The sequence below is a fragment of the Pandoraea sp. 64-18 genome (genome assembly GCF_001899225.1).
GTDB classification, from domain to species: Bacteria; Pseudomonadota; Gammaproteobacteria; order Burkholderiales; family Burkholderiaceae; genus Pandoraea; species Pandoraea cepalis.
Window position 1 is genome coordinate 17470 of record NZ_MKVU01000022.1, and the last position, 26344, is coordinate 43813.

Annotated in this window: 23 protein-coding genes and 1 other RNA gene; 5 read left to right on the plus strand and 19 right to left on the minus strand. The window is 62.9% G+C overall.

Annotated elements, in window-relative coordinates:
• Nucleotides 1–10: 10 nt before the first annotated feature.
• Nucleotides 11–1255: a tyrosine--tRNA ligase gene (tyrS, locus tag BGP02_RS20370; RefSeq protein WP_017235652.1), complete on the minus strand. Its 1245-nt coding sequence runs from the start codon at nt 1253–1255 to the stop codon at nt 11–13.
• Between the two features lie 199 nt (nt 1256–1454).
• Between tyrS and BGP02_RS20375 the strand changes: the two genes are divergently transcribed.
• Both BGP02_RS20375 and BGP02_RS20380 read left to right on the plus strand, forming a co-directional pair.
• Nucleotides 1455–2825, plus strand: a complete 1371-nt coding sequence (locus BGP02_RS20375) for a M23 family metallopeptidase (protein WP_017235651.1) — start codon at nt 1455–1457, stop codon at nt 2823–2825.
• A gap of 93 nt (nt 2826–2918) precedes the next feature.
• A complete protein-coding gene (locus BGP02_RS20380) occupies nt 2919–4067 on the plus strand; it encodes an anhydro-N-acetylmuramic acid kinase (protein ID WP_017235650.1) in 1149 nt (382 codons plus the stop codon).
• 99 nt (nt 4068–4166) lie between these two features.
• On the opposite strand, the gene erpA is transcribed toward BGP02_RS20380, so the two are convergent.
• From erpA to rplM, 4 genes are all read right to left on the minus strand, one after another.
• Nucleotides 4167–4532 carry an iron-sulfur cluster insertion protein ErpA gene (erpA, locus tag BGP02_RS20385; RefSeq protein WP_017235649.1) on the minus strand — a complete coding sequence of 122 codons (366 nt, stop codon included), beginning with the start codon at nt 4530–4532 and terminating at the stop codon, nt 4167–4169.
• Nucleotides 4533–4629: 97 nt separating this feature from the next.
• Nucleotides 4630–5673, minus strand: coding sequence for an N-acetyl-gamma-glutamyl-phosphate reductase (argC, locus tag BGP02_RS20390; protein WP_017235648.1), 1044 nt, complete (start codon nt 5671–5673; stop codon nt 4630–4632).
• A gap of 183 nt (nt 5674–5856) precedes the next feature.
• Nucleotides 5857–6252 (minus strand): 30S ribosomal protein S9, encoded by a 396-nt coding sequence (gene rpsI / locus BGP02_RS20395; protein WP_010805092.1) that lies wholly within the window; start codon nt 6250–6252, stop codon nt 5857–5859.
• A 10-nt stretch (nt 6253–6262) separates the two neighbouring features.
• On the minus strand, nt 6263–6691 hold the full coding sequence (rplM, locus tag BGP02_RS20400) for a 50S ribosomal protein L13 (protein ID WP_010805091.1): 429 nt from the start codon (nt 6689–6691) through the stop codon (nt 6263–6265).
• 637 nt (nt 6692–7328) lie between these two features.
• On the opposite strand from rplM, the gene BGP02_RS20405 reads away from it, so the two are divergent.
• Nucleotides 7329–7751, plus strand: a complete 423-nt coding sequence (locus BGP02_RS20405; RefSeq protein WP_026132304.1) for an OsmC family protein — start codon at nt 7329–7331, stop codon at nt 7749–7751.
• A gap of 88 nt (nt 7752–7839) precedes the next feature.
• Here BGP02_RS20405 and rnpB read toward each other — a convergent pair.
• From rnpB to pyrC, 3 genes are all read right to left on the minus strand, one after another.
• Nucleotides 7840–8249: RNase P RNA component class A (gene rnpB / locus BGP02_RS20410), an RNA gene on the minus strand.
• 123 nt (nt 8250–8372) lie between these two features.
• The gene (locus tag BGP02_RS20415) at nt 8373–9155 is read right to left on the minus strand and encodes a DUF3025 domain-containing protein (RefSeq protein WP_286799126.1); all 783 of its coding nucleotides are present in this window, start codon (nt 9153–9155) and stop codon (nt 8373–8375) included.
• A 44-nt stretch (nt 9156–9199) separates the two neighbouring features.
• Complete coding sequence (pyrC, locus tag BGP02_RS20420) at nt 9200–10237, minus strand: dihydroorotase (protein ID WP_261939201.1); 1038 nt, start codon at nt 10235–10237, stop codon at nt 9200–9202.
• Nucleotides 10238–10431: 194 nt separating this feature from the next.
• Here pyrC and BGP02_RS20425 point away from each other — a divergent pair, with 194 nt between their 5' ends.
• Entirely contained in the window at nt 10432–11262 is an 831-nt protein-coding gene (locus BGP02_RS20425) for a class II glutamine amidotransferase (protein WP_017235643.1), read from the plus strand.
• Nucleotides 11263–11337: 75 nt separating this feature from the next.
• On the opposite strand, the gene BGP02_RS20430 is transcribed toward BGP02_RS20425, so the two are convergent.
• The 7 genes from BGP02_RS20430 to BGP02_RS20460 form a co-directional block, all read right to left on the minus strand.
• A complete protein-coding gene (locus BGP02_RS20430) occupies nt 11338–12063 on the minus strand; it encodes an amino acid ABC transporter ATP-binding protein (protein ID WP_017235642.1) in 726 nt (241 codons plus the stop codon).
• Nucleotides 12060–12740 (minus strand): glutamate/aspartate ABC transporter permease GltK, encoded by a 681-nt coding sequence (gltK, locus tag BGP02_RS20435; protein ID WP_017235641.1) that lies wholly within the window; start codon nt 12738–12740, stop codon nt 12060–12062. Before gltK ends, BGP02_RS20430 begins: the two co-directional genes overlap by 4 nt.
• Nucleotides 12740–13480, minus strand: coding sequence for an amino acid ABC transporter permease (locus tag BGP02_RS20440; protein WP_017235640.1), 741 nt, complete (start codon nt 13478–13480; stop codon nt 12740–12742). The genes gltK and BGP02_RS20440 overlap by 1 nt, the downstream gene beginning before the upstream one ends.
• Before the next feature lie 109 nt (nt 13481–13589).
• Nucleotides 13590–14498: a glutamate/aspartate ABC transporter substrate-binding protein gene (locus BGP02_RS20445; protein WP_017235638.1), complete on the minus strand. Its 909-nt coding sequence runs from the start codon at nt 14496–14498 to the stop codon at nt 13590–13592.
• Nucleotides 14499–14662: 164 nt separating this feature from the next.
• On the minus strand, nt 14663–15949 hold the full coding sequence (locus BGP02_RS20450; protein ID WP_017235637.1) for a Glu/Leu/Phe/Val family dehydrogenase: 1287 nt from the start codon (nt 15947–15949) through the stop codon (nt 14663–14665).
• 209 nt (nt 15950–16158) lie between these two features.
• On the minus strand, nt 16159–17115 hold the full coding sequence (locus BGP02_RS20455; RefSeq protein ID WP_017235636.1) for a LysR family transcriptional regulator: 957 nt from the start codon (nt 17113–17115) through the stop codon (nt 16159–16161).
• Between the two features lie 145 nt (nt 17116–17260).
• Nucleotides 17261–19165, minus strand: a complete 1905-nt coding sequence (locus BGP02_RS20460; protein WP_017235635.1) for an ABCB family ABC transporter ATP-binding protein/permease — start codon at nt 19163–19165, stop codon at nt 17261–17263.
• A 212-nt stretch (nt 19166–19377) separates the two neighbouring features.
• Here BGP02_RS20460 and BGP02_RS20465 point away from each other — a divergent pair, with 212 nt between their 5' ends.
• On the plus strand, nt 19378–19797 hold the full coding sequence (locus BGP02_RS20465; RefSeq protein ID WP_017235634.1) for an acyl-CoA thioesterase: 420 nt from the start codon (nt 19378–19380) through the stop codon (nt 19795–19797).
• Between the two features lie 99 nt (nt 19798–19896).
• Here BGP02_RS20465 and BGP02_RS20470 read toward each other — a convergent pair whose 3' ends face one another.
• The 4 genes from BGP02_RS20470 to BGP02_RS20485 all read right to left on the minus strand — a co-directional run bounded on the left by BGP02_RS20470 (nt 19897) and on the right by BGP02_RS20485 (nt 26301).
• Nucleotides 19897–20664: an enoyl-CoA hydratase gene (locus BGP02_RS20470; protein ID WP_150562441.1), complete on the minus strand. Its 768-nt coding sequence runs from the start codon at nt 20662–20664 to the stop codon at nt 19897–19899.
• Nucleotides 20665–20834: 170 nt separating this feature from the next.
• Nucleotides 20835–22034, minus strand: coding sequence for an acetyl-CoA C-acyltransferase (locus tag BGP02_RS20475; protein WP_017235632.1), 1200 nt, complete (start codon nt 22032–22034; stop codon nt 20835–20837).
• Between the two features lie 17 nt (nt 22035–22051).
• Nucleotides 22052–24496 (minus strand): 3-hydroxyacyl-CoA dehydrogenase/enoyl-CoA hydratase family protein, encoded by a 2445-nt coding sequence (locus BGP02_RS20480; RefSeq protein WP_286799129.1) that lies wholly within the window; start codon nt 24494–24496, stop codon nt 22052–22054.
• Nucleotides 24497–24513: 17 nt separating this feature from the next.
• Nucleotides 24514–26301 (minus strand): acyl-CoA dehydrogenase C-terminal domain-containing protein, encoded by a 1788-nt coding sequence (locus BGP02_RS20485; protein ID WP_286799130.1) that lies wholly within the window; start codon nt 26299–26301, stop codon nt 24514–24516.
• Nucleotides 26302–26344 lie beyond the last annotated feature (43 nt).

Here is a 26344-nt window from a genome sequence, read left to right on the forward strand (position 1 = left end):
GCGGCGACGCTCAAGCGAGCGTCACGCGCGCGAAGCGGCGCTTGCCGACCTGCACGACATAGGTGCCGGCGTCGATCTTCGCGCCCTTGTCGGACACGGCCTCGCCGTCGATCCGCACGCCGCCCTGCTCGATGTTGCGGTTGGCTTCCGACGTCGACGGCACCAAGCCCGCCTGCTTGAGGAGCTGAGCGATCCCCAGCGGCGCGCCTTCAAGGGAAACTTCCGGAATGTCGTCCGGCACACCGCCCTTGGCGCGCGCGTTGAAATCCTCGAGCGCGCGCTCGGCATCGGCTTGCGAGTGGAAGCGCGCCACGATCTCCTGCGCGAGCAGCACCTTCACGTCGCGCGGATTGCGCCCGCCTTCGACGTCCTTGTGCAATTGGGCGATCTCGTCGAGCGTACGGAACGAGAGCAGCTCGTAGTAACGCCACATCAGATCGTCCGAGATACTCATGAGCTTGCCGAACATCTCGCTCGGCTTCTCGCTGATGCCCACGTAATTGGCCTTGGACTTCGACATCTTCTCAACGCCGTCCAGTCCTTCCAGCAGCGGCATCGTCAGAATGCACTGCGGCTCCTGGCCGTATTGCTTCTGCAATTCGCGGCCCACGAGCAGGTTGAACTTCTGGTCGGTCCCGCCGAGTTCCAGATCCGACTCCAGGGCCACCGAGTCGTAGCCTTGCATGAGCGGATACAGGAATTCGTGGATGGCGATCGGCACGCCGCCCTGGAAACGCTTGGTGAAGTCCTCGCGCTCGAGCATGCGCGCCATGGTGTAGCGCGACGCGAGCTTGATCATGCCGTCCGCGCCCAGCTTCATCGACCATTCGCTGTTGTAGCGAATTTCGGTCTTGTTACGGTCGAGCACCAGCGCGGCCTGCTCGAAATAGGTCTTGGCGTTCGACTCGATCTGCTCGCGGGTGAGCGGCGGACGCGTGCTGTTACGGCCCGACGGATCACCGATCAGTGACGTGAAATCGCCGATCAGGAAGATGACCGTGTGCCCCAGATCCTGCAACTGGCGCATCTTGTTGAGCACCACGGTGTGGCCGATGTGGATGTCGGGCGCCGTCGGGTCCAGTCCCAGCTTGATGCGCAGCGGCTTGCCGGTCGCTTCACTGCGCGCCAGCTTCTGGAGGAACTCCTCTTCCACGAGCAGCTCGTCGCAACCGCGCTTGGCGATCGCCAGTGCGGCCCGCGCGGCGTCGGTCACGGGATACTTCTTTTCCGAGGTGAGTGCGTGTTCACTTGTCATAACATCATTGTCCAGACTGGTTCAGGGTTTCCCTTGAGCAGTCAGTAAAGGCGAAGGCCGCGGTAGCTCTGCTATAATCGCGGCTCAATTCTCGGCTCGGGCCGAAGCGACGCCGGGTTGCCCCGGAATTCCGACAGGCAATCTCGAAGCGTGCCGCTCCGCCCGGGCTTTTTTTGTAAGTTGCGCAGAATTTTACGTGATGTGGCCAAAACTCCGTGATTTTTTTGCGCGTGAACTGCTGACGCTGATCGATCCCACGCAGCCCAAGCACCGTCGCAGGAAGGTGCAAATCGTGGCAACGGTCGGTTCTGCCCTGACGTTGGGAATGGTGACCGCTTTCGGCGTGGCACCGATGGTGCCCGACGCGGCCCGCAACGGTGTGAGCGTGACATTGCCGCTCACCTTCCCCGACCTGGCCAAACAGATTCAGCAGCTCGACGCGCAATCCCAGACCTTTATTCATCAAGTGGCCCTGCGCCGCGGCGAAACCCTGGGCGACATGCTCTCGCGGTTGTCGATCCAGGACCCCGCGGCCGAGCGGTTCATTCGTGAGAACGCCGTCGCTCGTCGCCTGATCGGCGTGCCTCCAGGGAATGTCGTGCAGGCCGAGACCGACGACGACGGCAAGCTCGTCTCGCTCTCCACCGTGTTGTCCAACGGCAGCACTGCGGCCCAGCAACTGGTGATCGATCGCAACGACGGCGGTCGCCTGCGCGCCCGTATGGAGCAGCTTGCCAACGATACCGAATGGGCCATGCGCTCCGGTGCCATCGCGGGCAATTTCTTCACGGCGATGGACGATGCGGGCGTGCCCGATGCGGTCGTCGCGCAGATGGTGAACATCTTCTCCGGGGTGATCAACTTCCAGCGTGACGTTCGCCGCGGCGACCGCTTCCGCCTCGTGTACGAGGTGATCAAGCAGCAGGATCGCACCGTGCGCACTGGCCGTGTGCTGGCGATCGAGTTCATCAATCAGGGCAAGACGCACCAGGCCATCTGGTACGCCGATCCGAAGGGCGCGCCCGAGGGCGCGTACTACGGCTTTGACGGTCGCAATCTGAAGCAGGCTTTCCTGCGCACGCCGGTCGAATTTTCGCGGATTTCGTCGGCCTTCGGCGGTCGCGAGCATCCGTTCCAGCACAAGTGGAAGCAGCACGAAGGCGTGGATCTCGCAGCGCCTATCGGCACGCGCGTGTTTGCAGCCGGCGACGGCGTGGTCAAGTTCGTCGGAAAGCAAAACGGTTACGGCAATCTGGTCGAGATCGATCACTCAGGCAATTACCAGACGCGTTACGCCCACCTGTCCGGCTTCGGCCAAGGCATGAAGCCCGGTACGCGTGTCACCCAAGGCCAGGTTATCGGCTTCGTCGGGCAGACGGGCTGGGCCACCGGCCCGCACCTGCACTATGAACTGCGCTTCAAGGGTGTGCCGCTCAACCCGTTCTCAACGGACGTGGCGGCGGTCGCGCCGCTCTCGGGTCCGCGCCTGAAGCTATTCGACATGTACGCCGAGAACCTTCTCAAGCGCATCGATCTGATGCGCACCGTGCAGGTCGCCGAGCGCGATTGAGGTATGCTGGAGACCGCACTGTGCGGGGCGATAGGTGACTCACCTGCGCGCCCTCCCGGTGCGGATTCGATTTCTCCGGCCCCCGCTCCGCCCATGACCGACACCGCTCGCCACCTCGACGCCCCAGCATCCCCCTCCCATTTCATCGGCCTGATGTCCGGCACCAGTCTCGACGGTGTCGACGGTGTGCTTGTCGCGTCAGGCAGCGGGCAGGTGCTCGCAGAAGCCTATCTCCCTTTTCCGGGCGATCTGCGTGAAACGTTGATGGTGTTGCAAGCGCCCTCGGAAAACGAGCTGCACCGGGAAGCGCTGGCGGCGAACGCATTGGTAAGCGTCTATGCGGACTGCGTGCGCGAGCTGCTCACGGCGGCCGGATTGCCGGCGTCCGCTATCGCTGCCATCGGCGCCCATGGGCAGACGATCCGCCACCGTCCGGGCGAGTTCGATGGAATCGGTTATACGCGCCAACTCAACGCGCCCGCACTGCTCGCGGAATTGACCGGCATCGATGTCGTCGCAGACATTCGCAGCCGGGATGTCGCCGCCGGCGGCCAGGGCGCACCGCTTGTGCCCGCCTACCATCAGGCGGTGTTTTCGGATGCCGGGCAAACGCGCGTCGTCTGCAATCTCGGCGGCATCAGCAATGTGACGATTCTGCCGGCGGCCGCATCCGGCCAGCCCGTCTGCGGCTTTGACTGCGGCCCGGGCAATGCACTGCTCGATGGCTGGGCCGCCCGTCATCTCGGAACCTCGTATGACGACGCAGGCGCCTGGGGCGCCAGCGGACACGTCGACGAGGCCTTGCTGGGCACGTTGTTGAGCGAGCCTTACTTCCGTCAGACACCGCCGAAGAGCACCGGTCGCGACCTGTTCCACGCGAACTGGCTGGATGCCCGACTGGCGGCCGCTCCGGGCGTGTCGCCGGTGGATGTCCAGGCCACGCTCGTCGCGCTGACCGCGCAGTGTGTCGCCGACGACGTGTTGCGTTACGCGCCCGACTGCAAAGGGTTTTACGCCTGCGGCGGCGGAACGCGCAATCGTGCACTCATGCAAGCCATCGCGGCGCGTTTGCCGGGTGTGACCGTCGCGACGACCGAGGCGCTCGGCGTACCGCCGCATCAAGTCGAGGCCCGCGCCTTCGCCTGGCTCGCGCAACGTTGCCTGGTCAGGCAACCGGGGAATCTTGCATCCGTCACCGGCGCGCACGGCCCTCGCATTCTCGGCGCGATCTATCCGCACTGAGCCAGGCACACCCATCGCACCAGGAAATCGACGGAGCAATAAGAAAGGGCCCTTGCGGGCCCTGTCTCGTACTGCATCCAGATACGGATTTCGTGCGGCTCAGACCGAGAACGAAGAACCGCAGCCACAAGTCGTGGAAGCGTTCGGGTTCTTGATCACGAACTGCGCGCCGTTGATGTCTTCCTTATAGTCAATCTCGGCGCCGACGAGGTATTGATAGCTCATCGAGTCGATCAGCAGCGACACGCCGTTCTTGTCGAGCACGGTATCGTCTTCGTTGACGTCTTCATCGAAGGTGAAACCATACTGAAAGCCGGAGCAACCGCCGCCCTGCACGAAAACGCGCAGTTTCAGCTCGGCGTTGCCTTCCTCGTCGATCAGTTGCTTGACCTTGTCCGCGGCGCTGTCGGTAAAGACCAGGAAAGCGGGCATTTCCGTGACGGCGGCCTCAAGCGGTGCGTTCATCGCAAATCTCCAAAAATCGGTTCGGTACCATTCTAGTCTCTATTCCCAGATTGTGCCGACGGCAGAAAAATCAAGGGCTTAGAGACCATAAATACCGTTACGGCAGTACGGGAATATGGGTCAGCCCCATGTTCTCCGGCAAGCCGAACATCAGGTTCATACACTGCACGCCCTGACCGGACGCACCCTTGACCAGATTGTCCTCGACGACGAGGATCACCAGCGTATCTTCATTGCCCGGACGATGCACCGCCATACGGACATAGTTCGATGCGCGCACCCAGCGCGTTTCCGGCATCGAGCCGGCCGGCAGCACGTCCACGAACGGCTCGCCGGCGTAATACGTCTCGAACAGCGCCTGGAAATCGGTGTCGCGCGCTTCGGGCAGGATCGTCGCGTAAAGCGTCGAGTGGATGCCGCGAATCGTGGGCAGCAGGTGCGGCACGAACGTCAGGCCCACGTCGTAGCCCGCGATCGCCTCCAGACCCTGCTTGATTTCCGGGTGATGGCGATGGCCCTTCACGGCGTAGGCCTTGAAGTTGTCGGCCGACTCCGCGAGAATCAGCGACGTCTCCCCCTTGCGACCCGCACCGCTCGCCCCTGACTTGGCATCGGCGATCAGGTGTTTGGGGTCGACCAGCTTGCGACCACCGGCAAACAGCGGCGCATAGCCTAGTTGCACGGACGTGGGGTAGCAGCCCGGCAGACCGATGACGCGGGCGCTCTTGATCTTGTCGCGGTTGATTTCGGGCAGGCCGTAGACGGCTTCTTCGAGAATGTCGGGGCAAGCGTGGGGCATGCCGTACCACTTTTCGAACGTGGCGATATCTTTCAGGCGGAAATCCGCCGCCAGATCGATCACGCGCACACCGGCGGCGAGCAGCTCACGCGCTTGCGCCATGGCCACGCCGTGCGGCGTGGCGAAGAACACCACATCGCAATCGGTCAGGCGGGCGTCGTCGGGCGTGCAGAACGCCAGGTCGACACGGCCTCGCAGGTTCGGATACATATCGGCGACCGGCGTACCCGCTTCCTTGCGCGAGGTGATCGCCGTCAACTTCACTTCCGGGTGCTGTGCCAGCAAACGGAGCAGCTCCACACCGGTGTAGCCGGTGCCGCCTACGATACCTACCTTGACCATGTCCTACCCCTTTCAATCGGAACCGCGATTCTATCAAGCTTCCACGACACGTGTGGGACGGCAACGCGCCTGACACCTGCGCAAGTCACACGCGCCAAAGGCGACGCACAATAGAAAAAAGGCCGCACGAGGCGGCCTTTCCTTGCATCCGCCAGAGGCCGATGCGAACAAGCACTCGGGCGATTAACGCTTCGAGAATTGCTTGCGACGGCGAGCCTTGTGCAGACCCACCTTCTTACGTTCGACTTCACGGGCGTCGCGCGTGACGAAGCCAGCGGTCGACAGCGTCGGCTTGAGCGTCGCGTCGTAGTCGATCAGTGCGCGGGTGATACCGTGACGAACCGCACCGGCCTGACCCGTTTCACCGCCGCCGGACACGTTGACCTTGATGTCGAACGTTTCAGCGTGGTTGGTCAACTCGAGCGGCTGACGAACGATCATCAGCGACGTTTCGCGAGCGAAGTACTCTTTGATCGGCTTGCCGTTGACGACGATGTCGCCCTTGCCAGCCTTGATGAAGACGCGAGCAACAGCGCTTTTGCGACGGCCGGTGCCGTAATTCCAATCGTTTTTGAACATGGCGTGGCCCTTAGATCTCGAGCGACTTCGGTTGCTGCGCTTCGTGCGGATGGTTACCGTCGGCGTAAACCTTCAGCTTCTTGATCATCGCGTAGCCCAGCGGACCCTTCGGCAGCATGCCCTTCACGGCCTTCTCGAGCGCACGGCCCGGGAAACGCTCTTGCATTTTGCCAAACGTGGTTTCGTAGATACCGCCCGGGTAACCCGTGTGACGGTAGTACTTCTTGTCGGTTTGCTTTGCGCCCGTAACTTTCAGCTTGGCAGCATTGACGATGATGATGTAATCACCCGTGTCAACGTGCGGCGTGAATTCCGGTTTGTGTTTGCCGCGCAGACGGCGTGCCACTTCGCTGGCGACACGGCCGAGGACTTTGTCCGTCGCGTCAATCACAAACCATTCGCGCGTCACCTCTGCCGGCTTAGCGGAAAACGTCTTCATGATCGATCCAAATAAAATACATTTGCCCCATTAACATCAACTTCCTGCTTGTCTGCCGGCCGCGTCCTCGCGATTTGCATCGCATGGCGCAGTCCTGTGCTTGCAGGCTCTCCCTGATGTATCTTCCGTGGGCATTTCCGGAAAAGCCGTTGATTATACAGAAAAAACCACTCGTCGGTAAACAGCGTTTCCCGACGCACAAAAAAAAACCCGAACCTCATGGGTCCGGGTTAAATCCACCAAAGGAGGAGGGTGGAGGAGACACTGGCAGAATTGCTGTGAAGCACAACAACCAATGACTGCAGTCTAGCAAACCCGATGGTGCGATGCAAGAAAATTTATAGTGCGAAATCAATAACCATAATGCGGAATGGCCGGAAGATGAGGGACTGACAATTATCTACATTAAAATCAAATGGTTACCATCAAAAAACCTTACGTAACAACGCGGCCAGTAGAGTCCAACATCTAACTTTAGGGTTTATCCGCCTGAAACCACGATCAAAAAAGCGCCAATATTGCGACGCAGCAACCCGTGCTGCCCAGGTCGGCATCCCAAGGTCGCGTTGAGCGTCGTACGCGCCTTAGCGGAAGCCGTTACAATTTTCGCTTGAACGGGATATCGGGGTTTCGGAATATGGAATGCAAGGTGAGTTGGATGGGCCAGGACGGTATGGCTTTCGTCGCCCAGACGGGAAGCGGACACATCGTCGCGATGGACGGTGCCCCAGAGGGTGGCGGTCACAATCAGGCGCCGCGTCCGATGGAAATGCTGTTGGTTGGCACGGGCGGATGTACGGCGTACGACGTCGTGCTGATTCTCAAGAAGAGCCGGGCCGAAGTGAAGGATTGCAACGTCACGCTCAAGGCCGAGCGGGCCAGCGAAGATCCGAAGGTCTTTACCAAGATTCACTTCCACTTCACGGTGACGGGGCGCAATCTGAACCCCGCCACGGTGGAGCGCGCGGTGACCCTCTCTCACGACAAGTACTGCTCGGCGTCGATCATGCTCGCGAAGACGGCGGAGATCACCCATAGCGTCGAGATCGTCGAAGGCTGAGAATCGCTCGGTCCGGCCATGGCTCGCCGACACGATGACGTTGGAAACACAAAAGGCTCCCAGCGGGAGCCTTTTGTGTTTTGTTCGGATGCAGAGCCGGCCGATAAGCCGGATTCTGTGAACGCGACTCGCGCCGCGCCTGACAATCATTCCTCTAGGCGACGCATCACTGCGCCGCTCAAGCTTCCTACCCGCAGGCTCCCGGGGGCCCCGTTGCCGGCATCCGCACGAGGCGCATGCCGTTCACCTGCCTATTTGGAATTGCTCCGGGTGGAGGTTACCGTGCCGTGTGCGTTGCCGCACGCCGCGGTGCGCTCTTACCGCACCGTTTCACCCTTACCTGATCCGCCTGGCTTGCGCCAGGGGCCATCGGCGGTCTGTTCTCTGTTGCCCTGTTCCGCGTCTCACGACGGATGGCCGTTAGCCATCACCCTGCCCTGTGGAGTCCGGACTTTCCTCCCCCTCCCAAAGGGAGGCGGCGATTGTCTGGCCGACTCTGCGGGCCGAAGTGTACCACGCGTGCCGCCGTGCCGCCGCCGTTCCGCCGCCCTGCCCCTGCCCTACTTCAGCGCCTGACTCTGCCCAACGTCCGCCCTCCTGGCCCACGCGCCACCGAGACACTCAGCTCGTCCGACGCCGGCCAGGCCGGAAGACCGAGGTGTCCCGATAATAGGCGGGGTCTTGGTTGGCCGGCCACCAACCGGGGATGCCCAACACCGGCAAGGGGGCGAAGTCACGTGTCGTGAGCGGCCCATTGGCGAGCCCCGGCGCGATCCGGGTGTCGAGCCAGGCGCGGCGCGCATTCGGTGTCCAGCCAAAGTAGGCGTGTGGCACGTCCACGATCCACGCGTGCGCGGTCACTGCCGGGTACGGGGCAACGAGCTTCTCCAGCAACGCATGCCCGAAAGGCTGCACCTCGCAGGCGCGCCCCCAATCGGCACGCCGTGCAACGAAGAGCGTGTGCCAGTCGAACGCCCGAAGCGCCCCGCCCAGCGCAGGGTCGCTACACGCGAAGAGGACGGCATTTTCGTCGAAGAGGGTGGCGGCATCGCGCGTGGCACCGCGCGTGGCTTGCACACCGTCGACGGCGATGGCGGCGGCCTGACGAGCGTTGAGCGCCGCCTTGCCTCGCGGATAGGCCAGCCAGATCAGCGCATTGAAGAAGTCATGCAGATTAAGGCGCGTCGGCACCCCGCCTGTGTCCGCGATGAAGGCCTCGTAGGCGGTGTCGGCGGGAAGCGCCTGTGGGGCGACGAATCGCAACGCCCGCCCCCGCCCACTCACCTGTCCGGCCGCCGCCGCTTGCGCCGACAGCGCCTCGCGCCAGTCGGCGCCCGCCAAGGCGTCCCGTCCCCGCTCGGCGACCGCGTCGAACCAGGGCGCGTGCCAGTCGATCGCCGGCAAGCCTGTCCGCGTGGACGCCAAAGGCGCCGACGCGTCCTCTGGACTCACCCCTTGAACTTCCAGCCGATGACTTCGCCGCCGCGCAACGGCACCACGGTCGCATCGCCCATCGGCAGTGCCGCCGGCAGTTCCCAGTCTTCACGCACCAGGGTGATCTTGTCGCTATTGCGCGGCAGTTCGTAGAAATCCGGGCCGTGGAAGCTGGCGAAGCCTTCGAACTTGTCGAGCGCGCCGGCCTTGTCGAACGCCTCGGCGTACAGCTCTACCGCGTGCAGCGCCGTGTAGCAGCCGGCGCAGCCACAGGCGGCTTCCTTCGCTTCGCGTGCGTGCGGGGCACTGTCGGTACCGAGGAAGAAGCGCGGACTGCCTGACGTAGCCGCCTTCACGAGCGCGTCGCGATGCGTCTCGCGCTTGAGCACCGGCAGGCAGTAGTAATGCGGACGAATACCGCCCGTGAAGATCGCGTTGCGGTTGTACAGCAGGTGATGCGCGGTGATCGTGGCGGCGATGGGGCCGTCGGCCTGTGCGACATACTCGGCGGCGTCCTGGGTCGTGATGTGTTCGAACACCACCTTGAGGCCCGGGAAATCGCGGCGCAGCGGCGACATCACGCGGTCGATAAAGACCTTTTCACGATCGAAGATGTCGATGTCGGCGCTCGTCACCTCACCGTGCACGAGCAGCGGCATGCCAACGTCCTGCATCGCTTCGAGCGCGCCGCGGCACTTGGCCAGATCGGTCACACCGGCGTCGGAGTTCGTCGTGGCGCCGGCGGGGTAGAGCTTCACCCCATGCACGAAGCCCGATGCCTTCGCGCGACGGATTTCGTCGGCGGCCGTGTTGTCGGTCAGATACAGGGTCATGAGCGGCTCGAACGCATTGCCGGCCGGGCGCGCCGCGAGAATACGCTCGCGATACGCGGCGGCGAGTTCGGTCGTCGTGACCGGCGGCTTGAGGTTCGGCATGATGATCGCGCGCCCGAACTGGCGGGCGCTGTCGGGCAGCACGCTCTTGAGCACGTCGCCATCGCGCACGTGCAGGTGCCAGTCATCGGGGCGGGTGATAGTCAGTTCGTTGATCATGGGCGTTTTCCGGGAGCTGGGGGAGACGGCAAGCCCATGAGACCGTCGCCGCGCGGTGACGCGTCGGCGCGACGGACCGATCGGGCGGCAATGTACGTACACAGGGGCCAGTGCTATGCTTGTGCAACCCCATATTGTACTGGTTGCGGCGCTCCGACACGAGGTGCGCAACCCATCTTCGATTGACCCGCCCCATGTGCCAACTGCTCGCAATGAATTGCGCGGAACCGACCGACATCACGTTCTCATTTACCGGTTTCGCAGCGCGTGGAGGCGGTACGGATCACCACGCGGACGGCTGGGGCATTGCATTCTTCGAAGACAAGGCCTGCCGGCTGTTCATCGATCACCAGGCCGCCGCGAACTCGCCCATCGCCGAGCTGGTGAAGAAATACCCGATCAAGTCAAAGAACGTCATCGCGCATATCCGCAAAGCGACACAGGGCATCGTTGAGCTGGAGAACTGCCACCCGTTCCAACGCGAGCTGTGGGGACGCCACTGGATCTTCGCGCACAACGGCGATCTGCATGACTACGATCCGTTTCTCTCGGGCGTCTACCAGCCCGTGGGGACGACCGACAGCGAGCGCGCCTTCTGCGACATCATGCAGGGCCTGCGCAAGCGCTTCCCCGGTTCGCAACCGCCACTCGACGAGTTGTTCCATGCGGTCGAGGACATTACGCGCACGATCACGCGCCACGGCGTATTCAACTTCGTCCTCTCGAACGGCCAGGCGCTGATCGCGCACTGCTCGACACGGCTGCACTTCATCGCCCGCCAGTGGCCGTTCACGAAGGCGCATCTGATCGACGCCGACTGGGAAATCGATTTTTCCAAGTTCACGACGCCGGCCGATCGCGTGGCGGTGATCGCCACGGCACCGCTCACCGACAACGAAGTCTGGACGACCTTCGCACCGGGTGAGTTGATTCTGTTCGAGAAGGGGGGGCCGTCGCTGCGCACCGTCGTGCCGATTCCCGAAGCCGTTCGTCTGCGCAACGAGCAGAACACTGCCTGCCAGTAAGCCCGCGCCGACGCCGACGAGCATAAAAAAAGCGTGCCCGAAGGCACGCTTTTTTCATTCCACCCGCACCAACGATCAGTGCAGGATCTTGGCCAGGAAGTCCTTGGCGCGGTCCGACTTCGGATTCGCGAAGAACTCGTCCTTCTTGTCGTCTTCGACGATGATGCCTTGATCCATGAAGATCACACGGTTCGCGACCTTCTTGGCGAAGCCCATTTCGTGCGTAACCACCATCATGGTCATGCCTTCCTGCGCCAATTCGACCATCACGTCGAGCACTTCGTTGATCATTTCCGGGTCGAGCGCCGAGGTCGGCTCGTCGAACAGCATGGCGATCGGGTCCATGCACAGGGCGCGAGCGATGGCCACGCGCTGCTGCTGACCGCCCGAGAGCTGGCCCGGGAACTTGTGGGCATGCGCCGTCAGGCCCACGCGCTCCAGCAACTTCAGGCCCTTGACACGGGCGGCGTCCTTGCTGCGACCGAGCACCTTGACCTGCGCGAGCGTCAGGTTTTCGGTGATCGACAGGTGCGGGAACAATTCGAAGTGCTGGAACACCATGCCTACGCGCGAGCGCAGCTTGGCCAGGTTCGTCTTCGGATCGGCGACCGATGTGCCATCGACGATGATCTCGCCTTGCTGGATCGGCTCCAGACCGTTGACGGTCTTGATGAGCGTGGACTTGCCCGAACCCGACGGGCCGCACACCACCACGACTTCACCCTTCTTGACTTCAGTGGAGCAGTCCGTGAGCACTTGGAACTGGCCGTACCACTTGGAGACGTTTTTAAGGGTAATCATTTCGCCAACCTCTTCTGAAGACGTTTAACCGACATCGAAACCGTGAAGCAGATCACAAAGTAGACCGCTCCGGCAAACACAATCATTGCGGGCAACGTGCCGTCACGCTGGCCCACCTGGTACGCCATGCCGAAGAAGTCGGCCAAGGCGATCGCGTATACGAGCGAGGTGTCCTGGAACAGAATGATGCCCTGGGTCAGCAACAACGGCACCATGTTGCGGAACGCCTGCGGCAGCACCACGAGCGCCATCGCCTGCCAGTACGACATGCCCAGCGCGTAGGCGGCGGACATCTGGCCCCGCGATACGCTCTGGATACCCGCGCGAATGATTTCCGAATAATACGCCGCTTCGAACAGCGAGAAGGCGACGAGCGCCGAGACCATCCGGATGTCCCAGGTCGGCGGCACATCGAGCACCGAACGTAACACCTGCGGCACGATCAGGAAGAACCACAGCAGCACCATCAGCAGCGGAATCGAGCGGAACAGGTTCACGTACAGATCCGCAAACCATTTCAGCACGGTCACGCCCGACAGACGCATCATCGCGAGAATCGTGCCCCAGAGGATGCCCACGACCACGGCGAGCACCGTGATCTGCAGCGTGGTGATCATGCCCTTGACGAGCAGCGGCATCGCGTCGATAGCGCCGCCCCATGCGAAGATCTCACCCATTATTTGCCCCCGATGTAGCCCGGCAGGCGGGTCTTGGCTTCGATGAAGCGCATGAGCACCAGCACCGCGACGTTGATGATCATGTACGCGATCGTCACAGCAATGAAGGACTCATAGCTATGCGCCGTGTAATCGATGAGCTGCTTGCCCTGCCCGGTCAGTTCGAGCAGGTTCACCGTCGAGATCACGGCCGAGTTCTTGAAGATGTTGACGAATTCCGAGGTGACCGGCGGAATCACCACACGGAAGGCCACCGGCAGCAGTACGAAGCGGTACGTCTGCGGGAGCGTGAGCCCCATGGCCAGACCGGCGCTCTTCTGGCCCTTGGGCAGGGAATTGATACCGGAGCGCACCTGCTCACACACCCGGGCCGCCGTAAAGAGCCCCAGGCCGATCACGCCGGTGAGCAGCGAGACGCTCGCCGGATTAAGCGCGAACAACCACGTACGAACCGATTCCGGCAGGAAGTCGGGCGCCACGTAGTACCAGAAAAACAACTGGATAAGCAACGGGATGTTCCGGAACAACTCGACGTAGGCCGTCGCGAAGCCGGATATCCATTTGTTGGGGATGGTGCGCATCACGCCGAGCACGGAGCCCACGATGAGCGCAATGATCCAGCCGCCGAGGCCAACTTCAAGCGTGAGCTTGAAGCCCGAGAGCAACCACCCGAAATAGGTCGTCCCCTCGCCCGTTGCCACAGGCTGGAAGAAAAAACTGAAATCGAGACCGAGAGCCATGATCTCCCCTTTTCTACTTGTCTTGCTTAAAAAGAAGCGGAAGGATTGGCTCCTTCCGCTTCGGCATTACGCACTGATGGTGCTCGGCGACTCGTGAAGCCTGCGAGGCTTACTTGGCGCCTTGAACGTCAGCGTGGTCGTTCGGCGACTTCCACAGCGCGGCCATCTCGGCCGACGGGGGGAAGTCCATATTCACGCCGCCCAGCGCAGCGATCGGCTGCTGGAACCACTTGGCGAAGTCCTTCTGCGCCTGGCCCGACTTCTGGTAATCGGCAACGGCCTTGTCCACCAGCTTCTTGAAGGCCGGATCGTCCTTGCGCATCATGCAGCCGTAGGCTTCATACGATTGCGGCTTGCCGACAATGCTGTAGTCCTTGGCGTCCTTGAACTTGGCGCGCTCGCCCGCGAGCAGGGCGTCATCCATCATGAACGCGACGGCACGGCCCGAGTGCAGCGTGATCGCGGCTTCTCCGTGGTCCTTGGCGCTGATGATGTTCATGCCCATGTTGTCCTTCTGGTTCATCTCGCGCAGCAGACGCTCGGAGGTCGTGCCCGCCGTGGTCACGACGTTCTTGCCCTTGAGGTCGGCGAAGTCCTTGATGCCCGAGCTGTTCTTCGCCAGCAAACGCGTGCCGATGATGAAGAACGTGTTCGAGAACGCTGCCTGCTTCTGACGCTCGGCGTTGTTCGTGGTCGAACCGCACTCCATGTCGATCGTGCCGTTCTGAACCAGCGGAATGCGGTTCTGAGACGTGATCGGCGTCTGCGTGACCTTCAGGTTCGGCAGCTTGAGTTCCTTCTTGACTTCGGCCACGACGGCCATCGCCACATCATTGGCATAGCCAACGACATTGTGGTTATTGTCATAGAACGAGAACGGAATCGAGGATTCGCGGTTACCCAGCGAGATGACGCCGGTGTCCTTGATTTTCTTGAGCGTACCGGTTTCCTGCGCCTGGGCAGCACCTGCCATCAAGCCAACACAGCACATCGCCAATGCAATTTTCGAGAGGGTCATTCTTTAGTCTCCTTGGCAAAAAACAGATGCATTTTAGCACCGCATTTGCCCATTTTTTTATTATCGAATGTTCGGAACGTACGTCTTTCTTAACGCAAATCGCCCCGAACATTCTGTTTTACGCATTATTGCGTATTACTACTTAGCCGGACAGCACCGCCTGATCAGGGGTACAGACCGCGCATCTCACGGGCTTGCAGAATACGGGTACACGCCACGATGAATGCGGCAGTACGCAGCGAAACCTTATGCTCCTGCGCCACATGCCACACGCCATCGAACGCTTCGCGCATGATGCGCTCCAGACGGTGGTTGATCTCTTCCTCGGTCCAGAAGAAGCTCGAGAAATCCTGCACCCACTCGAAGTACGAGACCGTCACGCCGCCGGCGTTGGCCACCACGTCCGGCACGACAAGAATGTTCTTGCTGCGCAAGATGTCGTCGGCCGCCGTCGTCGTCGGGCCATTGGCCCCTTCGACCACGATCTTCGCGCGGATCTTGTCGGCGTTTTTCTCGGTGATCTGGTTTTCGAGTGCCGCCGGAATCATGAACTCGCAGTCCAGCGACCAGAACTCGTCGTCCTTGATGGTCTCAGCCGCCGGGAAGCCGCCCACGCCGCCGGTTTCGGCCACGTGCTTGAGCAGGTTCGGCACGTCGAGGCCGTCGGACTTGTAGATCGTACCGGTGTGATCTTGCACGCCGATGACATGCGCACCCGCCTCGTGGAACAGACGGGCGGCAATGCCCCCCACGTTGCCGAAGCCCTGTACCACCACGCGTGCGCCGCGCACGTCGAGTCCCAGGCGGCGGGCCGCCTCGCAACTCACCACGAACACGCCGCGGCCCGTGGCTTCACGACGGCCCAGCGAGCCGCCCAGCGAAATCGGCTTGCCGGTCACCACGCCGGTGGCCGTGGACCCCTCGTTCATCGAGTAGGTATCCATCATCCACGCCATGATCTGCTCATTGGTGTTGACGTCCGGCGCCGGAATATCCTTCGTCGGCCCGATAATGATGTTGATTTCGCTGGTGTAACGACGCGTCAGACGCTCGAGTTCTCCGCGCGAGAGCTTGCGCGGGTCGACACGAATGCCGCCCTTGGCGCCGCCGTAAGGCACGTTCACCGCTGCGTTCTTGACCGACATCCAGGCCGACAGCGCCATGACTTCGGACAGCGTGACGTCCTGGTGAAAACGCACACCGCCCTTACCGGGGCCGCGCGACGTATTGTGCTGGACACGATAGCCCTCGAAATGGGCGATGGTGCCATTGTCGAGTTCGATCGGGCAGTCGACGATCAGGATGCGCTTGGGACGCTTGAGGGTTTCGACCCAGCGCGACAGCGTGCCCAGGTAAGGCGTGACGCGGTCGACCTGTTGAAGGTAGTTGCCCCACGGACCGAGATCATCGGCCTGCAGGTAAGAAGGCAAGATATGTGACGTTTGCGACATTATGGAATTCTCCGGCTTCAATCTGCGCCGCACGCACATACCGTGCTTGCGACACGAATGGCTGGCACTTTACCGAGAACCCCCGAGAACAATCCAATGCCGAATAAACATGCAACTATGCATTTCATGCATAGTTTTGCCGCCCGTCTGAAATTATCCCGACATTCCGCGAATCGACGCGCATCGCGCCGATCCGGCACGCACGCCGGTCAGCCTTTGATCTGATCGCGCACGGCTTGCCAGAACGCCTCGAGCGCATCGCGCTTGGTCAGCTCGCGCCGGTTGCTGGCGTCGGTATAGGCCAGACGGTCGCGATACAGGCGAATCTCCATGTCCAGATGCCATGGGGCCGCCGCCTTGCCCGGGGGCGCGAGATCGACCAACTCGCCGCGCGCGACCGAATCGACCACGGCGCTTTCCGGCAGAAAGGCCACACCGTGTCCGGCGAGCACCATGGCCTTGAGCGCCTCGGCCATGTCGGTCTCGTACACCTTGTCCAGATGCAGCCGGCTCGACGCGTCGCCGGCGAGCAGATCGGTCATCCGGCCGAGATAGGCATTCGCCGTGTAGGCGAGGTAGGGCACCGGCGCGTCGGGCGTGCCGGGCAGCTTGAAGCGGGCGCGCTTTTGCGGCGTCGGGGCGCTGTAGGGGCTGAACCGCTCGCTGCCGAGCACGATCATCTCGTAGCGCGCCGCATCGAGTTGCAAGGGCTGGCTCGGATGGTAGTAGCACATCAGGAGATCGCAGCCTCCATCGGTCAGCGACATCGCCGCGTCGTGCACGTTGAGCGCACGCAAACGGCTGCGCAACAGGCCCAGACGCTTCTCCAGCGCCTTGAGCCATCGCGGGAAGAACGTCATCGACAGCGTGTGCGGCACGGCGAAATCGAGCACCGAATGGTCGGCCGAGCGCTGTTCGCGCAGCAAGGCGCGCGCCTCCTGCGCTTGCGAGAGCAATGCCAGCGCCTGCTCGTAGAACACTTCGCCGGCCGCGGTGAGGCGCGTGGGATAGCTCGATCGGTCGATCAGTTCACTGCCAAGCCACGCTTCGAGCGACTGAATCCGGCGCGAGAACGCCGGCTGCGTCACATGGCGCAACTCGGCCGAACGACTGAAACTGTTCGTCTTGGCGAGCGACACGAAGTCCTCGAGCCATTTGATTTCCATGCGGCACTCCCGCGTCGGCGATGTCAGCGCGCTAGTCTACTCAATCGTCCGGCCGGCGCACAGACCCGCGTCCGCGCCAGTCGTCCAACTGCCCAACGGCTCAACCGCCCTGCCTTCCGCCCGACGGCCGAGTTGCCACGCGCCCTCAGGACACCACCGTGGCGAAGTGCGACGCCTCGGCATCGCCCTCCCCGTCGCGACGCTGCTGTTGCAACGCCCACATCTGCGCGTAGAGTCCTTCGGCACGCAGCAGGTCGTCGTGCGTGCCACGCTCCACGATGCGGCCCTTGTCGAGCACGATGATCTGCGCGGCGTGAACGACCGTCGAGAGGCGGTGCGCGATGACAAGCGTCGTGCGTTCACGGGCGATGTTGCGCAATTCCGCCTGAATCGCCTGCTCGGAGCGCGAGTCCAGCGCCGAGGTCGCCTCGTCGAAAATCAGGATATGCGGATTCTTGAGAAGGGTGCGCGCAATCGCCACGCGCTGCTTCTCGCCGCCGGAGAGCTTGAGCCCGCGCTCGCCGACCATCGATTCATAGCCGGCCGGCAGGCTCTCGATGAAGTCGTGGATATGCGCCGCACGGGCCGCGGCGATGACCTGCTCGCGCGACGCCGACGGATTGCCGTACGCGATGTTGTAGTAGATCGTGTCGTTGAACAGCACAGTGTCCTGCGGCACGATACCGATGGCCGCGCGCAGCGAGTCCTGCGTGACGTCGCGAATGTCCTGCCCGTCGATGGTGATGCGCCCCGCCGCCGCGCCGGGGAAGCCGACGTCGTAGAAGCGGAACAGCAGGCGTGAGAGTGTCGATTTTCCCGAGCCGCTGTGCCCGACGACAGCCGTGGTCGTGCCCGCCGCCACGGTGAAATCGACGTCGTGCAGAATCTGGCGCGACGCCTCGTACCCGAAATTCACGTGCTCGAAACGCACGGTGCCGCCATGACAGACAAGTGGCGCCGCACCCGGCGGATCGGCAACTTCGCGATTCACGTCGAGCAACGTGAACATGCGATCCATGTCGGTCATCGCCTGTTTGAGTTCGCGATAGATCACGCCGAGGAAATTCAGCGGAATGTAGAGCTGCAGCATGAAGGTGTTGACGAGCACCAGGTCGCCGAGCGTCATGCGGCCACTCATCACGCCTTGGGTGGCATGCCAGAGAATCAGGATGAGTCCGGTCGCGATGATCGCCTGCTGTCCGAAATTCAGCACCGAGAGCGAGTTCTGCGACCGAATCGCCGCGGCGCGATAGCGCTTGAGGTTCTCGTCGTAACGCTGCGTCTCGAACGCCTCGTTGCCGAAATACTTCACCGTCTCGTAGTTGATCAGCGAATCGATGGCGCGCGCGTTGGCTTTCGAGTCGAGTTCGTTCATCGTGCGACGAAAATGCGTGCGCCACTCCGTGACTTTCACCGTGAACACGATGTAGAACGACAGTGCCACGAGCGTGACGATGGCGTAAAACGCGTCGTAGCGCACGACGAAGAAGCCGAGCACGAGCGCCACCTCGATGAGCGTGGGCAGAATGCTGTAGAGCGAGTACGAGATCATCGACTGGATGCCCCGCGTGCCGCGCTCGATGTCGCGACTCATGCCGCCCGTCTGACGCTCCAGGTGAAAGCGCAGCGACAGCGCGTGCAAATGGCGAAACACCTTGAGCGCGATCTGCCGCACCGCACTCTCCGTCACCTTCGAGAACAACATTTCCCGCAGTTCGGTGAAGAGCGACGTGGACAGGCGCACCACCCCATATGCCACGACCAGCAGACCGAGCCCGCCCACGACGATCAGGCTTGCATCGCCCGATGCGCGCGCCGTGGCGGAGAAGGTCGCCACGGGGCCGAGCCCGTCGACGATGTGCTTCATGATGATGGGCACGCCGAGATTGGCCACCTTCGCCATGACGAGACACGACAGCGCCAGCGTGACGCGTCCGCGGAATTCGAGCAGATACGGGAACAGCGATTTGATGACTTGCCAGTCGCCGCGGGGGGGGCGAGCGGCGTCGGAGGCCGTCGGTGCAGGCTCGGCCGAAGAGTAACGTCTCATGATGGGGAGGGGCGGCGTCCGGCTCGTTCGAGGGCTTTCCGCTAAAATCGTCGATGGCGTATTTTCGCAGAACCCGGCGTCTCATGCTGAGCCGACGCCGGGCGGCTCTTCCGCCCGTGGAAACCCGAAGCAGGACCGGCAGCGGCGTGCCGTCGCCGTCTTTCTCGCGGTTTCCGACTTTCGCAGTCTTCCCGGCTCACGCAAGGATCCTCATGAGTACCTCGACTGCCGCCCTCACGGCCCTGCCCGAAGAAAAAGAACTGGCGTTGCGCGTACTGCCGATGCCTGCCGACGCCAACGCCCACGGCGACGTATTCGGCGGCTGGATCATGTCGCAGGTCGACATTGCCGGCTCGATTCCCGCCGCACAGCGCGCCAACGGCCGCGTGGCGACCATTGCCGTCAACTCGTTCCTGTTCAAGGAGCCGGTGTTCGTGGGCGACCTGCTGAGCTTTTACGCGACGATCGTGAAGACCGGCAATACGTCGATCACCGTCTACGTCGAGGCCTATGCGCAACGCATGCGCCTGTCGCACGAGATCGTCAAGGTCACCGAGGCGATGGTCACGTACGTGGCGACCGACGAAGATCGCCGTCCGCGCCCGCTGCCCAAGCTCGACACGGCGAGCTGAGCGTCCGCCAACAAAAAAACGCCGCCGTCTCGCAGAATGAGGCGTGCGGCGTCGATGCGCCTGCTGTGCCGCCGAGTCTTCCCGGCGACGGCGGAGGCGTTATGAAAACTGACTGAAATCCGGCTTGCGCTTCTCGAAGAACGCCGTGAACGCCTCACGCGCTTCCGGAGAGACGAGCCGTTTACCGAACTCCAACGCCTCGTCGCGAATACGCGACTGCACCGCTTGCGCGCTGTCGCCCTTCATCAGCTGCTTGGTCACGCGCAGCGACGCCGCCGGCATGGCCGCGAGTTGCGCGGCACGCTTCGCGGCGTAGTCGGCCAGTTCGTCCGCCGGCACAGCACGGTTGACGAAGCCCATCGCGACGGCCTCGTTCACGTCGAACGGCTCACCGAAAAGCAGCTTCTCGGCGGCACGCTGGTAGCCCGCCACGCGCGGCAGCAGCCAGCTCGACGCCGCCTCCGGACACAACGCCAGTTGCGAAAACGGCAGCGAGAAGCGAGCGGTTTGCGTGGCATACACGACATCGCAGTGCAGCAGCAGTGTCGTGCCGACGCCGACCGCATTGCCCGCCACGGCCGCGACAATGGGTTTGGTCGCCTGGCTGATCGCACGCAGGAACTGGAACACGGGGGCGTCGTCGTCCTTCGGCGGGTTTTTCAGAAAGTCTTCGAGATCGTTGCCTGCCGAAAAGGCCTCCGGCTGCCCCTGGATCAGGATCACGCGCAACGACGGATCGGCCTCCGCCTCGGCAATGCCTTCGGCCATTGCCTGATACATCGCGGCGGTAATCGCATTCTTCTTGTGCGCGCGGTTGAAGGTCAGCACCTGCACCGCGCCCTGGCGATGCACCAATACGTCTTCCATCTCGTGTGTCTCCTCGGATGTTCCGGGCCTCTGGCGACGCCGGGTCACTGCCCGCCGTAGATGAGAACGCCGGGGGCGGTCGCGCTGTTGCGAAACCGCACCCCGGCGCCCTGGGCCGTCGTCCGCCGCATGTCTGACGATTGCCAGCGGACGGCCTACGGCACGCCCGCTTACATGCGCTCGAGAATCCCCGCCGCGCCCATGCCGGTCCCCACGCACATGGTCACCATCCCGTACTTCAGGTTGTGACGGCGCAGCGCGTGCACCACGGTCGCGGCACGGATCGCGCCGGTCGCGCCCAGCGGGTGGCCCAGCGCGATAGCGCCGCCCATCGGGTTGACCTTGCGGGTGTCGAGATCCAGATCCTTGATGACGGCAAGGGCCTGCGCGGCAAACGCCTCGTTCAGTTCGATCCAGTCCATGTCCTGCTGCGACAGGCCCGCCGCGCGCAGAGCCGCGGGAATCGCCTCCTTCGGACCGATACCCATGATCTCGGGCGGCACGCCGCGCACGGCGAACGACACGAAACGGGCGAGCGGCGTGAGGTTGAACTGCTTGAGAATCTTCTCGCTCACGACGAGCAGCGCGCCGGCACCATCCGACGTCTGCGAACTGTTGCCGGCCGTGACCGACCCCTTGTTCGCGAAGACCGGACGCAGTTTGCCGAGCCCTTCGATCGACGTATCCGGCCGCGGGCCTTCGTCGAGCGACAACGTGCGCGTCTTGATCGACACGTCGCCGGTGGCCAGATTCGGGAAGCGTTCGACGATCTCGATCGGCGTGATCTCGTTCGTGAATTCGCCCGCCTGTTGCGCCTGGATCGCCTTCTGGTGGGAGGCCAGCGCGAAGGCGTCCTGCGCGTCGCGCGTCACGCCCCATTGCTGCGCCACCTTCTCGGCGGTCAGCCCCATGCCGTACGCGATGCCCACGTTCTCGTCGCGCTCGAAGATCGACGGCGAGAGCGACGGCGTGTTGCCCATCATCGGCACCATGCTCATGCTCTCGATACCCCCGGCGAACATTGCGTCGGCTTCGCCCACACGAATGCGGTCCGCCGCCATCGCGAGCGCCGTGAGGCCCGAGGCGCAGAAACGGTTGACGGTCACCCCGCCCACCGTGTTCGGCAGACCCGAGAGCAGCGCGCCGATACGCGCCACGTTCAGGCCCTGCTGGGCTTCGGGAATGGCACAGCCGATGATGGCGTCCTCGATGACCTTAGGATCGAGATCCGGCACCTGCGCGAGCGCACTCTTGAGAATGGTCGCGAGCAGGTCGTCCGGACGCGTGTTCTTGTAGCTGCCCTTGGGTGCCTTGCCGATCGGCGCGCGCGTGGCGGCAACGATGTAGGCGTCTTGCAGTTGTTTGCTCATGTCAGTCTCCGATCGGCTTAGTTGCGCACCGGCTTGCCGGATTGCAGCATGCCCATGATGCGTTCCTGGGTCTTCGACGTGCCCAGCAGTTCGATGAAGGCGCGACGCTCGAGCGCCAGCAGCCATTCTTCGTTCACGAGGCTGCCGGCCTCCACGTCGCCGCCGCACACGGCTTCGGCGATGCGCGAGGCGATGAGGAAGTCGTGCGCCGAGATGAAGTTGCCGTCTCGCATATTCACGAGCGACGCCTTGATGGTCGAGATCCCCGAGCGACCAGCGACAGGAATGCCAGCCGGCTTGAGCGGCGGACGATAGCCGGCAATGGCCAGCGCGCGCGCCTCGTTACGGGCGACCGACAGCAGTTCGTGCACGTTGTACACGATGGTGTCCGTCGGCTTCAGATAGCCCATGTCGCGGGCGTCGAGCGCCGAGGCCGAGACCTTCGCCATCGCCGCATTGGTGAACGACTTGGTCACGAACTGGAGATACTGCACGCTGCCCGCGGCACTCGCGGCTTCCGCTGCGCGGATCGCCGCTTCCTTCAGGCCGCCGCCGCCCGGCACCAGCCCGACACCGACTTCCACGAGACCGATGTAGCTCTCGAGCGCCGCCACGCGCTTCGCGCTATGCAGCAACAGCTCGCACCCGCCGCCCAGCGCAATACCGGAGACGGCCGAGACGACGGGCACCTGCGCGTACTTCACACGCATCATGCCGTCCTGGAACTTCTTGATGAACGGCTCGATACCCTTCGCCCCGCCCATCATGAACGCGGGCATGGCCGCTTCGAGATCGGCGCCGGCAGAGAACGGACCACCCGGCGCACCGAGTTTGAGCGACGTGGGCTGCCATACGACCACACCGCGATAGTGCTGCTCGGCCAGATCGATCGCGCGGGTCAGCCCGTCGATGACGGCCGGCCCGATGGTGTTCATCTTCGACTTGAACGAGACGATAAGCACGTCGTCCTGCCCCGGGGTCTCGTCGACCCACAGGCGCACGGCGTCGTTCTCTTCGATGGTCTTGCCGAACTTGCGCGGATCGGCGCTGGCGTCGCCCACGAGCGAGGCCGGGAAAACCTGACGCTGATACACCGGCAGCGTGCTGCGCGCAACGAACGCGTCCTTGGCCGGTGCATACGAGCCATTCGCCGTGTGCACACCGCCCGCCTCGGCGACCTTGCCGCTCGTCACCCACTTGGGCAGCGGCGCGCTCGAGAGCGCCTGACCGGCGTCGATGTCTTCCTGCACCCACTGCGCAATGTCCTTCCAGCCCGCAGCTTGCCAGTCCTCGAACGGACCGGTGCTCCAGCCGAAGCCCCAGCGAATCGCGAAGTCGATTTCACGTGCGTTGTCGGCGATCTGCTCGAGATACACACCGATGTAATGGAACACATCGCGGAACACCGCCCACAGAAACTGGGCTTGCGGGTTCGTCGATTCGCGCAGCAGACGCAGACGCTCGGCCGGCGCTTTCTTCAGAATGCGCACGACCATCTCGTCGGCCTTCTTGCCCGACTCGACATACTCACCCGATTGCGGGTCGAGCACCTTGATGACCTTGCCTTCCTTCTTGTAGAAACCCGCGCCCGTCTTCTGACCCAGCGCGCCCTTTTCTACGAGTGCCTTGAGCACCGGCGGCGTGGCATACGTCGGGGCGAACGGGTCGTCCTTGAGGCCATCCTGCATCGTCTTGATCACGTGCGCCATCGTGTCCAGACCGACCACGTCGGCCGTGCGGAACGTGGCCGACTTGGCACGACCCAGCTTGCTGCCGGTCAGGTCATCGACCACATCGAACGGAATGCCATACTTCTGCGCTTCGGCGAACACCGCTAGAATCGAGAACACGCCCACGCGGTTGGCGATGAAGTTCGGCGTATCCTTCGCGCGCACCACGCCCTTGCCGAGCGTGGACGTGAGGAACGTTTCGAGTTGGTCGAGAATCTCCGGCGCCGTGGTGGCGGTCGGGATCAATTCGACCAGATGCATATAGCGCGGGGGATTGAAGAAGTGCACGCCGCAGAAGCGCGACTTCAGATCGGCATCGAAGCCTTCCGAGAGTTCAGTGATCGACAGGCCCGACGTATTCGACGCGAAAATTGCGTGCTTGGCCAGATGCGGCGCGACCTTCTTGTACAGGTCATGCTTCCAGTCCATGCGCTCGGCGATCGCTTCGATCACCACGTCGCAGCCGGCGAGGGTGGCAAGGTCGTCCTCGTAATTCGCCGCTTCGATGTATTGGGCGTCGGCCTTGTCGGCGAACGGCGCGGGGCTCAGCTTCTTCAGGCCGTCGATGGCACGCAGGACGATGCCATTCTTCGGGCCTTCCTTGGCCGGCAGATCGAACAGCACGACGGGCACTTTCGCATTGACGAGGTGCGCGGCAATCTGCGCACCCATCACGCCGGCGCCCAGCACAGCGACCTTGCGTACGACCAGGGGTTTGTTGGTTTGGCTCACGGTGATCTCCTCCGCTCTCAGAACAGGTCGACGTCGACTTCCATCAGCGTCTTCGCACCGGCACGGGCCATGCGGATTTGCGACGCGGTCTCCGGCAGCAACTTGGCGAAATAGAAACGCGCCGTGGCGAGCTTCGATTCGTAGAACTTGTCGCCGCTGCCTTGCTTGTCAAGCGCGATGCGCGCCATGCGTGCCCAGAAGTAAGCGAACACGAGATGGCCGACCACGCGCTGATACGGCACCGAGGCGGCGCCCACTTCGTCTGGATTGGCCATGGCCTTCATGCCGATTTCCATCGTCAGCTTCTGCACCTTGTCGCCGATGTCCGCGAGGGGATTGACGAACTCCTGCATTTCTTCCTTCGTGCCTTCGGCCTCGACGAAGTCCTGCACGAGCTTGCCGAACTTCTTGAGCTTCGCCCCCATGTCGCCGAGCACCTTGCGGCCCAGCAGGTCGAGCGCCTGAATCGAGTTCGTGCCCTCGTAGATCATGTTGATGCGTGCGTCGCGCACATACTGCTCCATGCCCCACTCGGAGATGAAGCCGTGGCCGCCGTAAATCTGCATCGCATGGTTGGTGCACTCGAACGCGTTGTCGGTCAGGAAGGCCTTGATGATCGGCGTGAGCAGCGCGACCAGATCGGCGGCTTCACGACGCTCGGCTTCGTCACCGTGCGACAGCTCCTTGTCGATGTGCAGCGCGGTCCAGTAAGAGAACGCGCGACCGCCTTCCACATAGGCTTTCTGCGTGAGCAGCATGCGGCGCACGTCCGGATGCACGATGATCGGATCCGCCGGCTTGTCCGGCGCCTTCGGGCCGGTGAGCGAGCGCATCTGAATGCGCTCCTTCGCGTACACCAACGAGTTCTGGTAGGCGACTTCCGTCAGGCCCATGCCCTGCATGCCCACGCCCTGACGCGCGGCGTTCATCATCACGAACATGGCATTCAGGCCCTTGTTCGGTTCGCCAACGAGCCAGCCGCGCGCGCCGTCGAGGTTCATCACGCAGGTGGCATTGCCGTGAATGCCCATCTTGTGCTCGATCGAGCCGCACTTGATGCCGTTGCGCTCACCCGGTGCGCCATTCGCGTCGGGGATGAACTTCGGCACAACGAACAGCGAGATACCCTTCGTTCCCGGCGGCGCGTCCGGCAGGCGGGCCAGCACAAGGTGGACGATGTTGGCGGCCATGTCGTGCTCGCCGGCGGAGATGAAGATCTTGGTGCCGGAGATGGCGTACGAGCCGTCGCCATTCGGCTCGGCCTTCGTGCGCAGCATGCCCAGGTCGGTGCCGCAGTGCGGCTCGGTCAGGCACATCGTACCGGTCCATTCGCCCGATACGATCTTCGGCAGATAGGTGGATTGCTGCTCAGGCGTGCCATGCGCATGCAGGCACTCGTAAGCGCCGTGCGACAGGCCGGGATACATCGTCCAGGCCTGGTTGGCGGAGTTGAGCATTTCATACAGGGCGTTGTTGACGACCTGCGGCAGCCCTTGGCCTCCGAACGCGGGGTCGCACGCCAGCGAGGGCCAGCCGGCCTCGACGTATTGCCGATAGGCCTGCTTGAAGCCGGTCGGCGTCGTGACGACGCCATCGCCTTCGTACTTGCAGCCCTCGCGATCACCCACCTGATTCAGCGGGAAGACGACTTCGCTGCAGAACTTGCCGGCCTCTTCGAGCACCTGGTTGATGGTGTCGGCATCGATGTCCGCGTGTTTCGGCAATGCCTTCAATTCGTTTTCCACGCCCAGCAGTTCGTGCAAAACGAATTGCATGTCGCGCAGCGGCGCGTTGTACTGTCCCATGACCTACTCCTCCGAACAAATCGAATTGAATCGCGGACGGCTC